The organism is Notoacmeibacter sp. MSK16QG-6 (assembly GCF_024158145.1).
In the GTDB taxonomy this organism is placed as follows: domain Bacteria; phylum Pseudomonadota; class Alphaproteobacteria; order Rhizobiales; family Rhizobiaceae; genus Notoacmeibacter.
Genome location: NZ_JAMYXM010000002.1, coordinates 47097 through 67130, shown reverse-complemented (window position 1 = coordinate 67130; position 20034 = coordinate 47097). Strand labels below are relative to the sequence as shown.

Here is a 20034-nt window from a genome sequence, read left to right as displayed (position 1 = left end):
GTGATGCATGCAGCCACGCTATTTTCTCAACGTAAAAAAGAGCGCGACCGGTTTTGCCTGGCATCACCGTCTGACGGATATGCAGGAGCAGACAGCGCTCGCCATCGCACAGCAGGGCGGCGTCGACGAAATTGTCGCTCGCATCCTGGCTGGCCGTCAGGTTGGAAAAGACGATGCGGCCGGTTTTCTTCAGCCGACACTTCGTCATCTGATACCGGATCCGAAGACACTGACCGAGATGGCGCCTGCCGCCGAACGTCTGGCTGAAGCAGCGCGTATTGGCGAGAAAGTCGCTGTTTTCGGCGATTACGATGTGGACGGCGCGGCGTCCTCGGCGCTTTTGGCCCGTTGGCTACGCTTTTTCGGTATCGAGGCCACCATCCATATCCCGGACCGCATCTTCGAGGGCTATGGCCCGAATGCGACCGCCATGGAGAAATTGGCGGGCGAGGCCACGCTGATCGTCACTGTGGATTGCGGAACGAACAGCGCGGATGCAATCACGACGGCAAAAAGAGCGGGCGCAGACGTGGTCGTTCTCGATCACCATCAACCCTCCGGACCAATGCCGACCGATGCGCTGGCAGTCGTAAATCCCAACCGCGATGACGATCTTTCCGGGCAAGGCCATCTTTGCGCGGCCGGTGTCACATTTCTTGCACTCGTCGCAGCAAACGCTTTGTTGCGAGGCGAGGGCAGGGACGTACCCGATCTTCGCGCCTTCCTCGACCTGGTGGGCCTTGCGACTGTTTGCGATGTCGTTCCGCTTACCGGTCTCAACCGGGCTTTCGTCGTTCGCGGCCTCGAGGTGGCGCGCCATCACGGCAATCCTGGAATCGCGGCCTTGGCAGCGGCAGCGCGCCTCGGCGAGCCGATCCGACCCTTTCACTTCGGTTACATTCTCGGCCCGCGCATCAATGCCGGCGGACGGATCGGCGATGCGTCGCTTGGCGCGCGTCTTTTGACCACGGACGATCCGACCGATGCTGAAACGCTCGCGGCCAAACTCGATGTGCTCAACGGCGAGCGGCAGGCGATGGAGGCGGGCATGCTGGCCAACGTCCGTGCGCAGGCCGAGGCAGAAACGGCGCGAGGCGAGGGGCCGGCGGTTCTCATTGCCGAGAATTCGCAATTCCATCCCGGCGTGGTTGGGATTCTTGCATCCCGGATAAAGGACGGTTTCGGTCGTCCGGCCTTTGCCATCGCTTTCAATGCGAATGGAACGGGCACCGGATCGGGCCGCTCTATTGCCGGCGTCGATTTGGGCCGTGTGGTGCGCGAAGCCGTTGACCGCGGGTTTCTCATAAAGGGTGGCGGTCATGCCATGGCGGCCGGCATTACGATCAATCGCGATCAACTTGGCCCGTTCCGTACATTTCTGGAGGAGAAGCTGGCCCATACTGTCGCCAAACTCAGGCAGTCGGCAATGCGCAAAGTCGACGGATCGCTTACGGCCGAGGCGCTAACTCTCGATCTTTGTGAACGGATCGATGCCGCCGGCCCCTACGGCGCGGGCCATCCAAGCCCCTTCTTTGTCCTCGCGCGGCATCGCATCGAAAATATCGACACGATGGGGCGGGATGGCAGCCATTTGCGGCTGGCGCTGCGTTCACAAAGTGGCGGGCGTCTTCAGGCTGTGGCGTTCCGCTGCGCGGAGACCGATCTCGGCCGTTTTCTGATGAAACGGCGGGGCGATATGCTGCACTTCGCCGGGACGCTCAGTGTTAATTACTGGAACGGGCAGCGCCGCGTTCAGTTCAAAGTCGAAGATGCTGCCGATATCGTTTGAGGGATCGAACGGCGCTCACGAAACGATTCTGTTTTCTTTCCTAACCTATTGAATGGAAAGCTATTTGGCTGCGGCGTAGATGCGCAGTTGGTCCCGATGCTGCATGACCGATTCGTAGCCGATGGCGATAGATTCATCGGCCCGGTGGAAGTCCAGCAGTCCTATTGTTTCGGTTGGCGGCGCCAGAAGCATGTCAGGCGGCGAACTCGTCATCATCGAATGGATGATCTGATCCTGCAGAACTGCGAAGGAACGGAGAATAACCCCGCCGAAACCGAGCTGGCCGCCAGAGGCCTTTGTGCCAGATGATTCGTGGGCACGCGCGGGATCGGTATCGACGCTGGCTTCCTCGATAACCACTTCCTTGACCCCAGGTTCGCCGGAAAGCGTGACGCCGATGACGGGACATGGGCTGTGCATACGGCAGGCTCTTACTGGAAGAGGGGCCGTCAGGGCACCGTCGACCAGGGTGCGGCGTCCCCAACTCACCGGCTCGAAGATGCCGGGCACCGCGTAAGACGCCCGCATGGCCAGAACCAAGCTGCCGGACGTAATCCAAACTTCCTCTCCGTCCGGAAGACTCGTTGCGGTGGCGATGAAGGGTCGATCAAGATCGCTGATCTGCATGTTGCCGAGGGAGGCTCGCAAAAGCCGGTCGATCTTGGCGCCGGTTACGAGGCCCTGGCCGCCCCAACGCAGGTCAAACAGACCGAACATGCGCCGCCAGGTCGCCGCACGGGCAAAAGCCTCCAATTCATCGAGCTTTCCAGCAAGATAAGCCCCCGCCACGATGGCGCCGATAGAAGTACCGGCGATCGTATGGATCGGGATGCCGCACTCATCGAGGGCGCGCAGAACGCCAATATGCACCCAGCCGCGACCGATGCCGCCGCCAAGGGCGACCGCAATACCTTCAGGATGATGTTTTGGGCCGCTGCTGCGCTGATCCATGGTGTTCCGACTTTACCGGAAAGAGCTTATTCGGCCCTTACTTGCCATAGACCTCTTTCGTTTCGAAAAGCGGTCTGGTTTCGTCGTGGCGCAGTTTTACCGTTCCGTTCTCCGCTACGACAAGGCGGTAAAAGCATGAGCGACGGCCTGTGTGACAAGTCGCGGCGTGCCCTTCCACGTGAACACTGAGCTGAACCACGTCCTGATCGCAGTCTGTACGAATCTCGATGACGCGTTGTCGGTTGCCGGAGGTTTCACCCTTCTGCCACAGGGAACGGCGCGAGCGAGACCAGTAATGCGCAATACCCGTGACGAGGGTTTTCGAAAGCGCCTCGGCGTTCATATGAGCGACCATGAGGAGACGGCCATCGTCTGCATCGTTGACGACAGCGGTAATCAATCCATTGGCGTCGAAGCGCGGCGAGAAGGTCGATCCTTCTTCGAGCGCGGCTTTATCATCCGGCGGCGAGGAAAAAACGAAGTCGGTGACTGCATCGCTGCCTGGCAGATCGTTCGTCACGTCAGCGTCCGCTACCTGTCCGGATCAGATCGAAGAAGCGTGCGCGTTCGGCAACTTCGTCGGAGAAGATACCGGTAAATGCCGTCGTCACAGTATCGGAGCCTTCTCGTCGAATGCCGCGCATGACCATGCACATGTGTTCGGCCTCGATCATGACGGCGACGCCCAGCGGTTTCAGCACCGTTTGAATCTGGTTGGCGATTTGCGCTGTCATCGATTCCTGAGTCTGCAGCCGATGGGCGAAGAGGTCGACCAGCCGCGCAATCTTGGAGAGGCCGAGGACCTTTCCATCGGGCAGGTACGCAATATGCGCCTTGCCATGAATCGGCACCATGTGATGCTCGCAATGCGAGTGAAACGCGATGTCACGGATCAGCACGATATCCTTGTAACCCGATACGTCCTCGAATGTACGGCCGAGGATTTTTTCCGGGTCCTGATCGTAACCGGCAAACATCTCATCATAGGCTTTAACGACCCGGGCCGGCGTATCGAGCAAACCTTCGCGCATCTCATCTTCGCCAATATAGCGCAGGAGCGTCCGCACGGCTTCTTCCGCTTCATCGCGGCTGGGACGGTCTTTGCTTTTCGCCGTCTCGACAAATTTATGGATCATAGCGTCCATGATGAGTATCTCCCGTAGTCCCGCTCTAGGGCGCGACGAGTTAAACGGTCGAAACAGCTAACGTTCGGGGATTGATCGATCCCGATCCGGCCGGCCTGTTCCACGATGCATGCCTTCTTGCCGGCCTGCGGCTTCGGCCCCTATATAGAGAGAAGAGCCGGTCAACGGAAGGCACTGATGATCGACGACGTTTACAATGAGAAAATTCTAGGCTTCGCGGGTAATATTTCGCGAACGGGCCGTCTTGATTCTCCTGATGCAACCGCGACGGCGCATTCCAAGCTGTGCGGTTCGAAGGTCACGGTCGATCTGCAGATGGAAGAAGGAGTCGTCAGCGATTTTGCTCATGAAGTGAAGGCCTGCGCTCTTGGTCAGGCGTCGTCTTCGATCATGGCGCAGAACGTAATCGGCGCCACGGCCGAGGAAATTCGTCTGGCCAGTGAGGCATTGCGTAAAATGCTGAAGGAGAACGGGGCGCCGCCGGACGGTCGTTTTGCCGATCTGAAATATCTGCAGCCAGTCCGCGATTACAAAGCGCGCCACGCCTCGACCATGCTGACCTTCGATGCGGTGATCGACTGTCTCGACCAGATCGAGAAGAAGCGCGCCGAAGAAGCGGCGTGACGACGAACGCTGGCCGTAATTATCAGGGCCATTGGCCGAAGACCCCTGCGCGCGTATTCGGCACTGGGCTGGTGCGGCTCTACCAGCTTACACTTTCTGGTTTTGTCGGGCAGGGATGCCGGCATCAGCCGACATGTTCCGAATATGCCTATGAGGCAATTGCGCGCCATGGTCTGATCCGTGGCGGATGGTTAGGCGCCAGGCGCGTTTTCCAATGTCGACCCGGCGGCACACATGGATACGATCCAGTGCCTGACAAATAGTGACCTGCGCTCTTTCCTTCCTTTCGCTGGATTGTTAGATCGCGGCCATCTGCTGGCGGCCTCTGGTCAATCTTCGCCGCCACATCCACGCCACCCGCGCTCGTAGGCGGGACTGGAAAAGGAGAATCGTTTCCATGGCTTCTTCCATCTCGCTCATCTTCCCTGATGGCTCCGTCCGTGAGTTTCCTGCCGGAACGACCGGCAAGGACGTTGCCGATTCCATCTCCAAATCGCTGTCGAAAAAGTCGGTCGCCATCGCTCTCGACGGTGAGTTGCGAGACATTGCCGATCCAATGTCGGATGGCGCCATCGAAATCGTGACGCGCGACGACCCACGTGCGCTGGAACTTATCCGCCATGACGCCGCCCATGTGATGGCGGAAGCCGTGCAGGAATTGTGGCCCGACACACAGGTGACGATCGGTCCGGTGATTGAGAACGGCTTCTATTACGACTTTGCCCGTGAAGAGCCCTTTACGCCGGAAGACTTTCCGGTGATCGAGAAGAAGATGCGCGAAATAATTGCGCGCAATCGCCCGTTTACGAAGGAAGTCTGGGACCGCCAGAAGGCCAAGGAGGTTTTTGTCGACAAGGGTGAGGACTACAAGATCGAACTGATCGACGCGATTCCCGATGATCAGGACCTCAAGATCTACTTTCAGGGCGACTGGTTCGATCTTTGTCGCGGTCCGCATATGGATTCGACCGGGCGGATCGGTGACGCCTTCAAGCTGATGCGGGTCGCCGGGGCCTATTGGCGCGGCGATGCCAACAATCCCATGCTGACGCGCATTTACGGCACGGCCTGGGCCGACAAGAAGCAGCTCGACGCCTATCTCCATATGCTGGAGGAAGCTGAGAAGCGGGACCACCGCCGTCTTGGGCGTGAGATGGATCTCTTCCATTTCCAGGAAGAGGGTCCCGGCGTGGTCTTCTGGCACTCCAAGGGCTGGCGCATGTTCCAGTCGCTGATCTCCTACATGCGTCGCCGGCTCGATGCAGAGGGCTATGAGGAGGTGAACGCACCGCAGATCCTGGACAAATCGCTATGGGAGACATCCGGCCACTGGGGCTGGTACCAGGACAATATGTTCGCTGTGAAGAGCGCACACGCTTTCACCAATCCTAAAGATGAGAATGCCGATCATCGGGTGTTTGCCATCAAGCCCATGAACTGCCCTGGCCATGTGCAGATTTTCAAACACGGCCTGAAATCCTATCGCGATCTACCGATTCGAATGGCCGAATTCGGCAATGTGCATCGCTACGAGCCGTCCGGCGCGCTGCATGGGCTAATGCGCGTACGCGGCTTCACCCAGGACGATGCTCATATCTTCTGCACTGAAGAACAACTGGCCGAAGAATGCATGAAGATCAACGATCTCATTCTTTCCACCTATAAGGACTTCGGCTTCGATGAGATCACCGTGCTGCTTTCGACCCGACCCGAAAAGCGCGTCGGCGACGATGCGAGCTGGGATCATGCCGAGGCGGTGATGGGGGGTGTGCTGGAGCGGATCGCGCAATCAAGCGATCGGATCAGGACAGGGATCAATCCGGGCGAAGGCGCCTTTTACGGACCCAAATTCGAATATGTGCTGAAGGATGCAATCGGCCGTTCTTGGCAATGCGGTACGACGCAGGTGGATTTCAACCTTCCCGAAAGGTTCGGCGCCTTCTACATCGACAGTGACGGCGAGAAGAAACAACCTGTGATGATCCATCGCGCGATCTGCGGATCGATGGAACGCTTCTTGGGTATTCTGATCGAGAACTATGCCGGCCATATGCCGCTATGGTTCGCCCCGGTTCAGGCTGTCGTGGCGACGATCACGAGCGAGGCCGATGGCTACGCCGAAGAGGTCGCCGCCAAGCTGAGGGCTGCCGGTCTTCTGGTCGAGACCGATCTGCGCAACGAAAAGATCAACTACAAGGTGCGCGAGCATAGTCTGGCGAAGGTGCCGGCCATTCTTGTATGCGGCAAGCGGGAGGCGGAGGAGGGCACCGTCAATATCCGCCGGTTGGGAACGCGCGATCAGACGTCCATGTCGGTCGATGAGGCGATCACGCAACTGTCAGCGGAAGCCGCGTCGCCGGATCGGACCGACCGCCGGTAGTCTTCGTGCGGAGGGCGTCTGCGGAAATGATTTGAAACTCCTGGGCGCGCCGAGAGGTGCGCCCTTTCTTGTTCAGGTGCTGCCATCGGTCTCGATGCGGATGACATGGCCGCAGTGCTTGCAATGGCTTGCATCGTAATCATGCACCCTCAGACCGCATTCAGGGCAGGGCGCGTTGGCCTTGGCGGGCCGGTAGATGGCCTGCAGAAGATTCAGGAAGAAACCTACACCGAAAATCATGATGAGCACGGTGATGACCCGGCCGAGTCGGTCGGAGAGGACTATATCGCCATAGCCGGTCGTCGTGAGCGTTGTGATGGTGAAGTAGAGGGCATCCCAGTAATTATCGAGCGCCGGATTGCGCTCATGCTCCAGCACCCAGACAAGCGTTGTGACGACGAAAATGAACGCTGCCAGATTGGTTGCTGCAACGACGACGCGCGTATTGACGGGCATATCGCCAGTGATCCGGCGAAGCTCGTGAGCCAGGCGGAACGAACGAACGAGACGGAGTGCGCGCAACACGCGCAAGAACGCAAAGTTCGGTCCAATCAGCAACGGCGCAAGCAGCGATAGCAGGACGATAATGTCCGCCCATGTAACCGGAGACAGCAGAAATTTCCAAAGTGGGCGTTCAACGATGAGCCGCGCGAGGAAATCGAGCAGCAGGACGATCCCGATTAGCGTATCGACAACGATCAGATCGGTCGTCATCGGTCCGAACGCCGTGGCGATGAAATAGCCGATGGTAACAATATCGAATGCTAGAAGAGCCCAGCGAAACATCTTCGCCTGATGGCTCTGGCCGTTATACAAACGGTGAAGATGTGCGCGAAATCGAAACCGGCGTGAGGTCGTCGAAATGGTCATGTAGAAAGCGAAGCCGGGATTGTTGCGGGCAGAAAAACAATTAGCGCGGAAGGGGTCCTGGTCGAACTACTCTGCCAGAAACTCGCTGCTATCGGCCTGATTGACCTGACTCGCCACGACCTCGATCTCGTTATGACGGCCCGCCGAAACGCTGATTTGCCGCGTGTAGAACTGGTCGCGGTTGCGCGCAATGATATTGTATTCACCTTCAGCCAACACCAGCGTGGTGAATGCTCCAATGCGTTCGGCCAGCTTTTCGCCGCTGTCGGACTGGATAATCCATGAGGTGTCGGCAATCGCTTCGCCACCGGCGTTGCGCACCAGCTTCAGCGTGACTTCAGACGCCGCGATCTCCACCGAAGCATCCGTCAGCTTTCCGGCATCGACGCGGATATCGACGCCCGTCGATGCATTCACTTTGCCGTAATTGGAAACGATATGATAATCGCCGGCGGGCAGGCGGATGACAGAGCCGGGCTTAACGTCCGGCAGCACGAGCGATCCCTGTTCATCAGGAACGCCCGACAGTTTTTCATAGACCGTGAAGCGGACCTTGCTGTCGCTGATCGGCCCGTCATCGGGCAGGCGCGCCGACAGTTTCAGTCCTCCTGCGTCAAGAACGAGGGTCTCTGCACTCTTGCGGTCAGGGGTGATGTTTATTCGGCGTGTCGCGCCAGCGCGCCCGAAGCTGGCATGGATGAGATAAGGGCCGGCAGGCAGCTTGAAACTGGCCTTTCCACCCGTCGCGGTCGCGATCAGAGGCAACTTGCCCTCGGCGCCTGTTTCCGGCTCGAAGACACGGAATATCAGGCCTGACGGTATGATGTCGCCATTGTCGACCAGTCGCGCGGAGAGCACTAGTTCGCCTTCGCCCTGCGGTCGGGCGCGCGGAATTTCATCGCCACCTGCGCCAGCGCTTTTGCCGCGGCGGATTCGAATGCGCGGCATGTCGGGCAGGACCAGCGGCGTCGGTCTGACATCCGGCTGGCCGGACCATGGATCGTCGGATCGAGGCGGTGGATGCAATTGCCGGTCGGGCGGCGGTAGCGGAATGGGCGGCATATGTCCGGGAGGTGGGCCGCCGCCGGGGCCATTACCAGGACCGCCCTGTGGACCCTGCGCGAAAAGCTGCGCAGGGCAAGCCATTGCGCAGACGAGAGCGAATGCGAGCGCTCTTCCAGCATGTCGGACAGCAGACGGTTTTCTTTTCATGTCAGCCATCAAACGCGGGCGGGTGGCAATTTCAAGACCGCCATGCGATGAGCCCGGTGGAATTTTATCGATTGCGAAGGTCCTTCATGACGAATGACGCATTGCTGGAGCATCTGGTTTCGCGGCGCTCCCCTCCTATCGCCTCTCTCGGAGGCGATGTGCCGGAAGATGTGATCCGAACCATGTTGACGCTTGCCGCACGGGTTCCCGATCACGGCATGCTGACGCCTTTTCGCTTTATTCTCTATCGCGGCGACGAACGGCTAAAGGCAGGACGGCGGATCGCCCGGCGGCTTGAGGAGCGTGACGGTCCGCTAAGCGATGCGGCCCGGCAAAAAGAAGAAGAGCGTTTTTCGCGCGCGCCGCTTGTGATTGGCGTGGTTTTCACGCCGAAGAACAATGGGCCGAAGCCGATTCCCGAATGGGAACAGTATCTGAGCGCTGGTGCGGTCTGCATGAACCTTCTTCATGCGGCGTCAGCGCTTGGTTATCGGGGCAACTGGATCACCAACTGGTATTCCGACGATTCGAAGGCCCGCGCGGCTCTCGGCCTCGCCGACAGTGAGCGCGTCGCCGGATTCGTTCATATCGGCAAGACGGATATGACGGTGCCCGATCGGGAGCGACCGGATATTGCCGGACTAATCAGCGACTTTTCCGCCAACGGTGAGGAATGACTTCGTGTTTTACCGCGTCGAAGACGGCCACGGCCTGCCGCACGATCCCTTCAAGGCGATGGTTTCGCCCCGGCCGATCGGATGGATATCGACACGCGATTTATCGGGCCGGGATAATCTGGCGCCATATTCCTTCTTCATGGCCATATCAGCGAAGCCGCCCATCGTCGCTTTTTCGTCCGTTGGCATGAAGGACGCCGCGCGCGCCGCCAAAGAGAGCGGCGAGTTCGTCGTCAACATCGCTTCGCACGATCTGGCCGAAGCGGTGAATCTGTCGTCTGCCGCCGCGCCCAGTGATGTTTCGGAATTCGATATTGCAGGCCTGACTCGCGCCAAATGCGAAGTTGTGTCGGCCCCGCGTGTGGCAGAGGCGGTCGCCGCTTTGGAGTGCAAGGTGCTTGAAGTGCGCGATGTTACCGATCTGGATGGGAAGGCGACCGACAACCATCTGGTTACGGGGCAGGTCGTAGGCGTTCATATCGCCGAACGGGCCATTCATGATGGGCGGTTCGATGTGACGAGGGCGCGTCTGCTCGCCCGGCTCGGTTATATGGACTATCTTTCGACCGATAAGGTTTTCGAGATGCACCGGCCCAAATGGCCGATCACGGACGGCTGAAACATGGTTAGCGCCAGGCTGACGATCATGGTGAACCGAACGTAAACCTTTTGCCTGCCATGGTGGGTCAAAGTTCTCAGCGTCCGGGTTCATCAGTATGATCGTCCAGCATTTTCTCAAATGGCTCGAGACCGCGAAGGTCGATCAGCGGTCGAGCGCCGCCAACGCTCTTGCCCGCGCCTGGCTGCAGTCGGATCTGGATTTCGATGAACGCGCCAATGCCGAGGCCGCGCTGACGCTTCTTCTCGACGATCCCAGCCCGAAAGTGCGCCAGAGGCTGGCCGATGTCTTCTGCGCGGTTCGTGGCGCGCCGCCTCAGATCGTCGCCGCCCTTGCTGCAGATCAGCCAGATGTCGCCGGCAATGTTCTACTGCGGTCTCCGCTTCTTTCCGATGCCGATCTCGTCGAGCGTGTGCGAGACGGGGACAGGCGGACACAGGCGATCATCGCGCGCCGTTCGCCGCTGGCTGCGGTCGTTTGCGCCGCGCTGGCCGAACTCGGCGATCGCCAGGCGTGCCAGTCGCTCGTGGAAAATCCTGCGGCGAAGCTGGCCGGGCATTCGCTTCGCCGAATCGCAGAGCGTTTCGGACAGAGCGGCGCGATACGGACGGCCTTGTTCGCCCGGACGGATTTGCCCGGCGATGTTCGCCACCTTCTGCTGGTCAAGGTCGGCGAGGTGCTGACAGAAGCGCCGCTCCTTAAGCGCCTGATGGGACCGATGCGCTCTACACGCGTTTTGCGTGAAGCCTGTCATCGCGCTTCCGTTGAGCTGGTCAGCAAGACCCCGGCCGTCGACTATCCTGCTCTAGCCGAGCATTTTCGCCTGCGGGGCGACCTGACCGAGCATTTCATAATCCGGCTGGCCGCACACGGGCGGCTGGGTTTTTTATCGGTCGTGCTGCGCAACCTTTTGGCCGACGATAAGGTCCGAACCGACGCCATATTGGCGCGAGGCCGGCGCAACGCGCTGCTTGCCTTGCTTAAAAAGATCGGCCTGTCCGATCCGGGCGCCAATGCCATCGTCAATGCCATTCGGCTCTGGCGTGAAGTGGCAGACGGCAAGGCGACAATGGGCGTGCAGGAGGTCTGCTATCGGATGATGAAGGCGGTGGAAGCTGAGCGCGCTGGCCTGCCGAAGCCGGGCAATGACGATATTCTGACCCTGCTGCGCGCCATGCATCTGGACGAATTGCGCCGCAACGCGAAAACTCACGCCCTGTCGATCACGAAAGCGGCGTGAGCCGATCAAAGCAATTTGGCGACCGCGTCGATCAATTGTTCGCTCAGGACAGGCTTTTTGCACACCGTTACGTCTCCAAATTGCTCTTTCAACTCGGAGCGTGTGCCGTGACCGGTGTGAAATAAGAACGGCACACCCCGCTCGCGCAGCCGGCTCGCTATCGGAAAACTTTCTACTCCGTGCAGATCAATATCAAGAATCGCAGCATCGATCATTGGAGCGTCGTCGAGTAAGGCCATGCCAAGGTCGAGACGGTCCACGGGACCGATAACGCTGGCACCTGCGTCCTCAAGTTCAAGTTCAATGTCGAGAGCCAGCATCAACTCATCCTCGACGAGCAAAATGCTCCGTCCGGACAATTTTTCTTTTCCACCGAAATCCCTTGATTGTGACAAGGATAGTAGAGGAGAAAAATGCGTATGAAATAGTCCCGGCAATTCAATAGTGGACGTCATGACAGTTTGTTACCTTGGCTAGCGGTTTCGACGAGAGTACATCTGAATACCGCTATTGGACCGATGATGAATCGGAATGTAATTGTTTGGACTTAATCAATACCTTTTCGTCACCCTTCGATCTGACCGGAAAAACCAGCTCGACCTCTAGCCCGTCCTTTTTCCACCGGCGATCAATCGCTCCTCCCAATTGATTTGCCGCCTGCCGTATCATCGTCGAACCGAACCCGTTTTGGCGAGGCTTACTTATGACTTTGGCGTTGCGCTCCCGCCATGTAAGCTTGGCCTGTTCACTTCCATTCGGTTCATTCGTCACATCCCAGTCAATGTCGACGTGACCGTTCGTATCGGCCAGCGAACCGTACTTAACAGCATTTGTCGCGAGTTCGTGAATGACCAGTCCGATCGGAGTGACCGCTTTGGCAGGTAATTCAACTCTTGGACCCTGCAATCGAATTCTGCTTATTTCATTAGCGCTGCTCTGATAAGGTTCCAGCGTGGCTTGCAGGATTTCTCCTAGCTCCGCGACATGGAAATCCAACTGTCCCTGGCCGACCGAATGTGCAAGTGAGAGCGCGTGAATTCTTGCTTTGATCTTCCTGCTTAGCTCCTTTGCGTCCTTTTCATTTCTTGCAGTCAGTGAGACTATCGACAACACGACGGCGAAAAGGTTCTTGACCCGGTGATTGAGTTCGCGAGCAAGGAGATCTGACCGCTCTCGCGCCTGTCTTAATTCTTCGGCCTCATCGGCCTTAATTTCGGCTACCTGCATACGCCGCTCGAACCGTAGGCCCGCGACGACCAACGCGATAACCGCAAGGGTCAAACCGAGTAATATTGGCAGTGTGCGCGCCTCAACACTTGCAACCCGCTGTAGTTCGTTAGACAGAATTGCCTGCTCTTCCTCCTCCAAAGCATCAACACTGCTGCGAAATTGATCCATCAGCCGCTTTCCCTCATCGGTTTCGACAAGAGCGAGCGCATCATCGCGCCGGTCCTGTCGTGCAAGCGAAACCGTCTGCGTGAGTTCTTCAAGTTTCGCGGTGGCAGCAGACTGGATCTGGTCGATCGCGGCTAATTGCGTAACAGTGAGGTCGTCTCCGAGCGCCAGTCTCAGTTTCTGAATGGCGGGCAGCCACTCACGATTGGCTCGATCGTAGGGCTGTAGATAGCCAAGATCGTAGGTCAGGAGAAATCCGCGTTGACCAGTCTCCGCATCCAGACCCATGCGCAAAACATTGCGAAGCTGAGACAATATCGCGGCCGTGTTCGAAAGCTGTTCCCGCGCGGCGCGTTCGGCTGCGACGGTTTGAAACAGTGCCGCACCAATTCCCGCAAAAATTGCGCACAAAGTCAGTACGAGAATGCGCGACCTTGAGTGCTTGAGTGTATGGAAGGAAGGACGCGCCATCAATCGGTTCCCTACTCGAGGTTCAAGGCGACGCAACAACCATGACCCTTGTGCACGGCGCTCAGAAACTTATTCGCACCATGGAGCACATACAACTCAGAGCTGCTTTAAAATAGATTTGGAGGCGCCGGGTACCGGTTCGCCGCAATATTTCGTCGGCTCAACTACCAGGGTTGCGCTGCAGCACGTTTTCGCTTATCTGCGCAATTATTCCACACGTGAGCTTCGGGCCTGGCGGGGAGACATCCCGTTCAAGTCCACCGGTGGCAGGGTTCCTGCCTTTGGCTCGCGGAGGTTCAACCGGGAAAGGATACGAGATGGCTCTGCCTGACTTCTCCATGCGTCAGCTTCTGGAAGCTGGTGCGCACTTCGGACACCAGACACACCGCTGGAACCCGAAAATGGCGCCTTATATCTTCGGCGCACGCAACAATATTCACATCATCGATCTGTCGCAGACCGTTCCGCTGCTCCATCAGGCGCTGAAGGTCGTGTCGGACACGGTCGCCGGCGGTGGTCGCGTGCTGTTCGTCGGCACCAAGCGCCAGGCGTCCGAGCTGGTTGCCGACGCGGCGAAGCGCTCGGCGCAGTACTACGTCAATTCGCGCTGGCTCGGCGGCATGATGACGAACTGGAAGACGATCTCCAATTCGATCAACCGCCTGCGCAAGCTGGAAGATCTGCTGGAAGGCGACGATCAGGGTTACACCAAGAAGGAACGGCTGAACCTTGAGCGCGAGCGCGACAAACTCGACCGCGCGCTCGGCGGCATCAAGGACATGGGCTCGGTACCGGACCTGATGTTCGTTGTGGACACGAATAAGGAAGCCATCGCCATTCAGGAAGCCAAGCGTCTTGGCATTCCGGTCGTCGCGCTGGTCGATTCCAACTGCGATCCGGCGGTGGTCGACTATCCGATTCCGGCCAATGACGATGCGGCGCGCGCCGTTGCGCTCTTTGCCGATCTGATCGCAAAGGCCGCCATTGACGGTATCGCACGTCAGCAGGGCTCCATGGGCGTCGATATCGGCGAATCAGCCGAGCCGGCCGCCGAAGAAACGCTGGAAGCGCCGGCTGCCGGCGGCGAGGGCGCTGAAAATGTCAGCACCGCTGCTCCGGGCCTCGACAGCGACGCTGCAGGCAAGAGTGCACCGCTCGACACGGATGCGCTGAAGGGCAACGCCTGATCGTAGGATCATCGCGGCGGGCGATACGTCCGCCGCTGCTACTCTGAAACGGCCGGATGAACGCGCCCCTTCTTGCGACGCATCGGGTGGCCGGTCTCCGGCCACTTCGTTTCAGAACGGTTTCATTTCCGGCGTAGTGCCTTTTTGGAGGCGCGTGGATCGCCGGACAACTCACATCTACGGGAACAGAATTATGAGCTTTACAGCTGCTGACGTTAAAGCGCTGCGCGAGAAGACCGGCGCCGGGATGATGGACTGCAAGAAGGCGCTGCAGGAAAATGACGGCGACATCGACGCCGCCGTCGACTGGCTGCGCGCCAAGGGTATCGCCAAGGCTGACAAGAAGGCTGGCCGTACCGCGGCAGAGGGCCTCGTCGGCGTCGCTGCAGACGCCAACAGCGCCGTCGTCGTCGAAGTCAATTGCGAGACAGATTTCGCCGCACGTAACGACGCCTTCCAGAGCATTGTCCGCAATGTCGCGCAGACCGCTCTCGGTACTGACGGATCGGTCGAGGCCGTTGCCGGAGCCGCCTATCCGGGCGGTGAGAAGAACGTCAAGGACACCATTTCGGAAGCGGTGGGCTCGATCGGCGAAAACATGACGCTGCGCCGTTCGCAGAAGCTTTCGCAGCCGGAAGGGATCGTCGCGCATTACATCCATAATGCCGTCGCCGACAATCTCGGCAAGCTGGGCGTGATCGTCGCATTGAAGACGTCCGGCGATAAGGAAAAGGCGTCCGCTTTCGCCCGTCAGGTCGCCATGCATGTTGCTGCGGTGAACCCTGTCGCGCTGACACCGGACGACATTCCGGCCGATGTCGCCGAGCGCGAGAAGGCGATCTTCGTGGAGCAGGCCCGCGAATCCGGCAAGCCGGAAAACATCATCGAAAAGATGGTGGAAGGGCGGATGCGGAAATTCTATCAGGAATCGGCGCTGGTGAAGCAGGCATTTGTGATGAACCCGGATGTCACCGTGGAGCAGGCGCTCAAGGATGCCGGTCTCGGTGACGATGCCGAATTGACCGGTTTCGTCCGTTTCCTTGTCGGTGAAGGCATCGAGAAGGAAGAAGATGATTTCGCAGCCGAAGTCGCAGCGGCTGCCGGTAAGTAAACGCTTGTCATTTACCTGAAATCGCGTGAGGGCGTGGCGTGACATCGCCGCGCCCTTCGTGTATCGGGCGGAGACTTTATCGCAAGCCGAAAGACGAGTTGTTTTCCATGGCCGACGCGCCCCAGTACAAACGCATTCTCCTCAAAGCATCGGGTGAGGCGTTGATGGGCGACCGGGCTTTCGGCATCGATCAGAAAATCTGCGACCGTCTGGCGGCCGATGTGCGGTCGGTTTGGGAAAAAGGCGTTTCCGTCGGGATCGTCATCGGCGGCGGCAACATTTTCCGCGGCGTGCAGATTGCCGATACGGGCGGTGATCGCGTCACGGGTGACCATATGGGTATGCTGGCAACCGTCATGAACGCGCTGGCGCTTCGCACCGCGCTTCGCCAGGCTGGCGTGGATTGCGTTGTTCTGTCCGCTCTTGCGATGGAAGAGATTTGCGACAGTTTCACCCAGCGTTCGGCTATGGCGCATCTATCAGAAGGTCGTGTCGTGATTTTCGCGGCCGGAACCGGCAATCCATTTTTCACGACCGATACGGCGGCAGCCTTACGTGCGGCAGAAATCGGCGCGGACGTTTTGCTTAAGGCGACTCAAGTCGACGGCATCTACGCAGCCGATCCGCAGAAAAACCCGGACGCCGAGCGTTTCGACACGATCTCGCATGAAGATGTGCTGGCTCGGGGCCTGCGCGTCATGGACACCGCCGCTGTCGCTGTCGCGCGCGATTCGCATATACCGATCATCGTCTATTCGCTGTTGCAGGAGGGTGGCCTTGCCGGCGTCCTTTCGGGCGAAGGACGTCATACGCTGGTGCCGGCACACTAAGCGGAAATTCGCTGGCTGGCCCGCAGAGACAAACAGGAGCACCCAATGGCAGACGCCATCGACCTTTCCGATTTTCAACGCCGAATGGATGGCGCGGTGAATGCGTTCAAGAGCGACCTGGCTTCGCTGCGGACCGGCCGGGCGTCGGCCAATCTGCTCGATCCGATCACGATCGAAGCTTACGGATCGCAGATGCCGCTGAACCAGGTGGCCAATGTGACCGTGCCAGAAGCGCGCATGATCGCTGTGAATGTGTGGGACAAATCGATGGTCGGTACCGTGGATAAAGCGATCCGCGAAAGCAATCTCGGCTTCAATCCTATCGTCGATGGGCAGACGTTGCGCATTCCGCTGCCGGAATTGAACGAGCAGCGCCGCAAGGAACTGGTCAAGATCGCACATGATTATGCGGAAAAGGCGCGAGTGGCCGTTCGCCATGTCCGCCGCGACGGGATGGATGCCGTCAAAAAGGCGGAAAAGGCGAGCGATATCGGCCAAGACGATAGCCGCGCCCTTTCGGAGCAGGTGCAGAAGATGACCGACGATACGATCGGTCGGATCGACGGTCTGGTTGCGGAAAAAGAGCAGGAGATCATGCAGGTCTGACGATCTGTCCGGTCCACCGGCCAAGGGAAGAGGTACCGCGCTGATGGGAGCCGCTCGCCATGTGGCGATTATCATGGACGGCAATGGCCGCTGGGCTGCCGCGCGCGGCCTTCCGCGCTCGGCTGGGCACCGCGCTGGCGTGGAAGCTCTCCGTCGAACGGTGCGCGCTGCGGGCGATCTCGGTATCGAGGTTCTGACGGTCTACGCCTTCTCTTCGGAGAACTGGTCGCGTCCCGAAACGGAAGTTTCCGATCTTCTCGGCCTTTTCCGCCATTTCGTCGATCGCGATCTGAAGAAGCTGCATGAGAATGGCGTGCAGGTCAGAATGATCGGCAATCGCGAGACCCTCTCTGACGATCTGCTGCACCTGATCGGCAAGGCGGAGACGCTGACAGCCGACAACCGACGACTGCGACTCAATATCGCCTTCAATTACGGTTCGCGCGACGAGATCACACGCGTGGCGCGGAGGCTGGCCGAAGATGTCGCCGCCGGCAATATCGACGCCGAAGCAATTTCCGAGGATCTGATCTCCTCGCATCTCGACACGGCTGGCGATCCGCCGCTCGATCTGCTGATCCGCACCGGTGGCGACACGCGCCTGTCCAATTTCCTGATGTGGCAACTTTCTTACGCCGAGTTGATGTTTATCGACACGCACTGGCCGGATTTCAGCTTCGATGATTTTGCCCTCGCGCTTTCGGAGTTTTCCTGCCGGGAGCGTCGCTATGGCGGCCTTGGAGCCGTCAGGACGGCAACAGGATAACCAATGGCGGCGAACAATTTCGCGACTCGTGTTCTGTCTGCATTGATCCTTGCACCGGTCGCGCTGGGACTGACATGGGCCGGTGGTCTTCCGTTCCGTATGCTGGCTGTCGTGACGAGCGGCGCGATTCTTTATGAATGGCTTGGAATGTTCGGTCGAGACCAGTCCGTGTTCTGGAAGGGTTGTGTGGTTGCGACACTCGTTCTGACATGCGTCGCGCTTCTCTTCGGTCTGACTGGAGCGGCGGCTCTGGCCATGATCGTCGGGTTCTATATTGTCCTGGCGGTGATCGCTTCTGTGACTGGACGGCGAGGCGGGGCTCTATCGCACGCTCTCGCATTCGGCTTTCTTTATTCCGCTCTGCCAGCCCTGGCCATGATCGCTATCCGCGGGTCGGAAGCCGGCGGGCTGGCAGCCATCCTGTTTCTCTTCGCCGTTGTGTGGGGAACAGACATCTTCGCTTATTTTACCGGTAAGGCCATCGGCGGTCCAAAACTTGCCCCGGCCATTTCGCCAGGCAAGACATGGTCGGGCGCAATAGGCGGCGCGTTGCTTGCGTCTTTATGCGGTTTCATCGTGGTCAGCATTCATGCAGGTGGTCTCGTCTGGACAGTGCTGCCCATCGCCCTTCTTCTTTCAATTGCCTCGCAGCTCGGTGACCTGTTCGAATCCGGTGCAAAGCGGCGCGCGGGCGTGAAGGATTCGGGTCATCTCATTCCCGGTCATGGCGGGGTCCTCGACCGGGTGGACGGGCTTGTCGTGGCGGCCGTTTGTCTTTACGCCATCGGCCTGTCGCTTGGCGGTTTCGACGTCTTCGGCAAAACGGTGCTGCTGCAGCGCTGAGATCGCGCGGCAAACGATCTGACGGGGAGCCGATAGGCACGTGAACGATTTATTCTCCGCAATTTTTTCCGCTGACGGTCTTCTGATCGGAACGGTCGTGCCGTTCCTCTTCGTCATTCTGGTCGTCGTCTTCGTCCACGAAATGGGGCATTATCTCGTCGGGCGCTGGTGCGGGATTGGCGCCAAGGCTTTTTCGCTTGGTTTCGGGCCGGAGATTGCCGGATTCACAGATCGCGCCGGCACACGCTGGAAACTGTCCGCCATTCCTCTCGGGGGTTACGTCAAATTCGTCGGCGATATGAATGTGACCAGTTCGCCATCGGTCGAGGCTGACAATCTTGCCGAAGACGAAAAACGACGGGCGTTTCATCTGGCGCCGGTCTGGAAGCGTTTTCTGACCGTTCTTGCCGGACCCGTCGCCAATTTCATTCTGACAATCGTCGTCTTCACCGTATTTCTGAACCTTTACGGGCGGACGGTCATCGAACCGGTCGTCAACGAGGTGCGCCCGCAATCTCCGGCGGCAGAGGCTGGGTTCGAGCCCGGAGACAGAGTCGTTGCTGTCGATGGCAGACAGATCACAGAATTTTCCGATATACAGAAATACGTCTCGGGCCGCACCGGAGACCGTATCAGGTTCCTCGTCGAGCGCGATGGCAGGAACATCGAGCTGGACGCCGCTCCGCGCTATATCGAACGGACCGATTCCGCCGGCAACACACTCCGCATGGGTATTGTCGGCATTACCTCCATGGGCCGCGACAGCGAAGCGGTTCGCCACGAGACAATGAGCCTACCCGCAGCATTCGCGCGCTCGATCGAGGAAACAGGCTCCATCTTGGAGCGGACGTTCAATTTCATGCGCCGTTTCGCCATGGGGCGTGAAGACAAATGTCAGCTTGGCGGTCCTGTAAAAATCGCCGACCTTGCGGGGCAGGCGGCTTCGCAGGGGTTCGAGCGGCTGGTTGAGCTGATGGCATTGCTCTCGGTCGGCATCGGATTTCTCAATCTTCTGCCGATTCCTCCGCTCGATGGAGGCCATCTGGTGTTTTACGCCGCTGAAGCGGCAATGCGTCGGCCTGTTTCCGAGCGTCTGATGGAACTCGGTTATCGTGTCGGATTTGTCGCGGTTCTGATCTTCATGGGATTCGTACTGTTCAACGACATTTTTGGCTGCTAGACCACCGCGCGGGGGAGCGGATGTGAGCGATTCCTGATATTTAGGATATCTTTACCATCCGGGCAGAATGGGCGTGTCCAGAATGCAACGACGGCAGAATTAGTAAACGAGAATTAACCCCGGACCTTGTTACGTGGG

General features: G+C 58.9%; 21 protein-coding genes. 14 read left to right on the top strand and 7 right to left on the bottom strand.

From position 1 onward, the window contains the following. Positions 1 to 7 precede the first annotated feature (7 nt). A complete protein-coding gene (gene recJ, locus NIM86_RS08050) occupies positions 8 to 1789 on the top strand; it encodes a single-stranded-DNA-specific exonuclease RecJ (RefSeq protein ID WP_253380924.1) in 1782 nt (593 codons plus the stop codon). Positions 1790 to 1849: 60 nt separating this feature from the next. On the opposite strand, the gene NIM86_RS08045 is transcribed toward recJ, so the two are convergent. Genes NIM86_RS08045 through folE form a run of 3 tightly spaced genes read right to left on the bottom strand, consistent with a single transcriptional unit; the run spans position 1850 to position 3885 of the window. Then, positions 1850 to 2740, bottom strand: a complete 891-nt coding sequence (locus NIM86_RS08045) for a patatin-like phospholipase family protein (protein WP_253380922.1) — start codon at positions 2738 to 2740, stop codon at positions 1850 to 1852. A 37-nt stretch (positions 2741 to 2777) separates the two neighbouring features. Next, complete coding sequence (gene hisI / locus NIM86_RS08040) at positions 2778 to 3260, bottom strand: phosphoribosyl-AMP cyclohydrolase (RefSeq protein ID WP_253380920.1); 483 nt, start codon at positions 3258 to 3260, stop codon at positions 2778 to 2780. A gap of 1 nt (position 3261) precedes the next feature. Further along, positions 3262 to 3885 carry a GTP cyclohydrolase I FolE gene (gene folE / locus NIM86_RS08035; protein ID WP_253380918.1) on the bottom strand — a complete coding sequence of 208 codons (624 nt, stop codon included), beginning with the start codon at positions 3883 to 3885 and terminating at the stop codon, positions 3262 to 3264. A 177-nt stretch (positions 3886 to 4062) separates the two neighbouring features. On the opposite strand from folE, the gene NIM86_RS08030 reads away from it, so the two are divergent. The 3 genes from NIM86_RS08030 (at position 4063) to thrS (ending at position 6889) form a co-directional block, all read left to right on the top strand. Then, positions 4063 to 4509, top strand: a complete 447-nt coding sequence (locus NIM86_RS08030) for an iron-sulfur cluster assembly scaffold protein (RefSeq protein ID WP_253380916.1) — start codon at positions 4063 to 4065, stop codon at positions 4507 to 4509. Beyond that, complete coding sequence (gene yidD / locus NIM86_RS08025; RefSeq protein WP_253380914.1) at positions 4506 to 4772, top strand: membrane protein insertion efficiency factor YidD; 267 nt, start codon at positions 4506 to 4508, stop codon at positions 4770 to 4772. The genes NIM86_RS08030 and yidD overlap by 4 nt, the downstream gene beginning before the upstream one ends. A 134-nt stretch (positions 4773 to 4906) precedes the next feature. Next, a complete protein-coding gene (gene thrS, locus NIM86_RS08020; RefSeq protein WP_253380912.1) occupies positions 4907 to 6889 on the top strand; it encodes a threonine--tRNA ligase in 1983 nt (660 codons plus the stop codon). A gap of 72 nt (positions 6890 to 6961) precedes the next feature. Here thrS and NIM86_RS08015 read toward each other — a convergent pair whose 3' ends face one another. Together NIM86_RS08015 and NIM86_RS08010 are read right to left on the bottom strand one after the other, a co-directional pair. Next, on the bottom strand, positions 6962 to 7675 hold the full coding sequence (locus NIM86_RS08015; protein WP_253380910.1) for an ion channel: 714 nt from the start codon (positions 7673 to 7675) through the stop codon (positions 6962 to 6964). Between the two features lie 150 nt (positions 7676 to 7825). After that, positions 7826 to 8971 (bottom strand): hypothetical protein, encoded by a 1146-nt coding sequence (locus NIM86_RS08010; protein WP_253380908.1) that lies wholly within the window; start codon positions 8969 to 8971, stop codon positions 7826 to 7828. 86 nt (positions 8972 to 9057) lie between these two features. Here NIM86_RS08010 and NIM86_RS08005 point away from each other — a divergent pair, with 86 nt between their 5' ends. The 3 genes from NIM86_RS08005 to NIM86_RS07995 all read left to right on the top strand — a co-directional run bounded on the left by NIM86_RS08005 (position 9058) and on the right by NIM86_RS07995 (position 11507). Then, a complete protein-coding gene (locus NIM86_RS08005; protein WP_253380906.1) occupies positions 9058 to 9648 on the top strand; it encodes a nitroreductase in 591 nt (196 codons plus the stop codon). A gap of 4 nt (positions 9649 to 9652) precedes the next feature. Continuing rightward, the gene (locus tag NIM86_RS08000) at positions 9653 to 10267 is read left to right on the top strand and encodes a flavin reductase (RefSeq protein ID WP_253380904.1); all 615 of its coding nucleotides are present in this window, start codon (positions 9653 to 9655) and stop codon (positions 10265 to 10267) included. Between the two features lie 97 nt (positions 10268 to 10364). After that, entirely contained in the window at positions 10365 to 11507 is a 1143-nt protein-coding gene (locus NIM86_RS07995; RefSeq protein WP_253380901.1) for a DUF2336 domain-containing protein, read from the top strand. A gap of 5 nt (positions 11508 to 11512) precedes the next feature. Here NIM86_RS07995 and NIM86_RS07990 read toward each other — a convergent pair whose 3' ends face one another. Together NIM86_RS07990 and NIM86_RS07985 are read right to left on the bottom strand one after the other, a co-directional pair. Further along, on the bottom strand, positions 11513 to 11962 hold the full coding sequence (locus tag NIM86_RS07990; protein ID WP_253380899.1) for a response regulator: 450 nt from the start codon (positions 11960 to 11962) through the stop codon (positions 11513 to 11515). A gap of 52 nt (positions 11963 to 12014) precedes the next feature. Then, complete coding sequence (locus NIM86_RS07985; RefSeq protein WP_253380897.1) at positions 12015 to 13373, bottom strand: sensor histidine kinase; 1359 nt, start codon at positions 13371 to 13373, stop codon at positions 12015 to 12017. A 317-nt stretch (positions 13374 to 13690) separates the two neighbouring features. On the opposite strand from NIM86_RS07985, the gene rpsB reads away from it, so the two are divergent. From rpsB to NIM86_RS07950, 7 genes are all read left to right on the top strand, one after another. Beyond that, complete coding sequence (gene rpsB / locus NIM86_RS07980; protein WP_253380894.1) at positions 13691 to 14560, top strand: 30S ribosomal protein S2; 870 nt, start codon at positions 13691 to 13693, stop codon at positions 14558 to 14560. A gap of 193 nt (positions 14561 to 14753) precedes the next feature. Continuing rightward, positions 14754 to 15671 (top strand): translation elongation factor Ts, encoded by a 918-nt coding sequence (tsf, locus tag NIM86_RS07975; protein WP_253380892.1) that lies wholly within the window; start codon positions 14754 to 14756, stop codon positions 15669 to 15671. 107 nt (positions 15672 to 15778) lie between these two features. After that, the gene (pyrH, locus tag NIM86_RS07970) at positions 15779 to 16501 is read left to right on the top strand and encodes a UMP kinase (RefSeq protein ID WP_253380890.1); all 723 of its coding nucleotides are present in this window, start codon (positions 15779 to 15781) and stop codon (positions 16499 to 16501) included. Between the two features lie 45 nt (positions 16502 to 16546). Further along, entirely contained in the window at positions 16547 to 17107 is a 561-nt protein-coding gene (gene frr, locus NIM86_RS07965; RefSeq protein ID WP_253380888.1) for a ribosome recycling factor, read from the top strand. A 43-nt stretch (positions 17108 to 17150) separates the two neighbouring features. Then, positions 17151 to 17873, top strand: a complete 723-nt coding sequence (locus tag NIM86_RS07960; RefSeq protein ID WP_253380886.1) for an isoprenyl transferase — start codon at positions 17151 to 17153, stop codon at positions 17871 to 17873. Positions 17874 to 17876: 3 nt separating this feature from the next. Then, positions 17877 to 18716, top strand: coding sequence for a phosphatidate cytidylyltransferase (locus NIM86_RS07955; RefSeq protein WP_253380884.1), 840 nt, complete (start codon positions 17877 to 17879; stop codon positions 18714 to 18716). Between the two features lie 40 nt (positions 18717 to 18756). Next, on the top strand, positions 18757 to 19896 hold the full coding sequence (locus tag NIM86_RS07950) for a site-2 protease family protein (RefSeq protein WP_253380882.1): 1140 nt from the start codon (positions 18757 to 18759) through the stop codon (positions 19894 to 19896). Positions 19897 to 20034 lie beyond the last annotated feature (138 nt).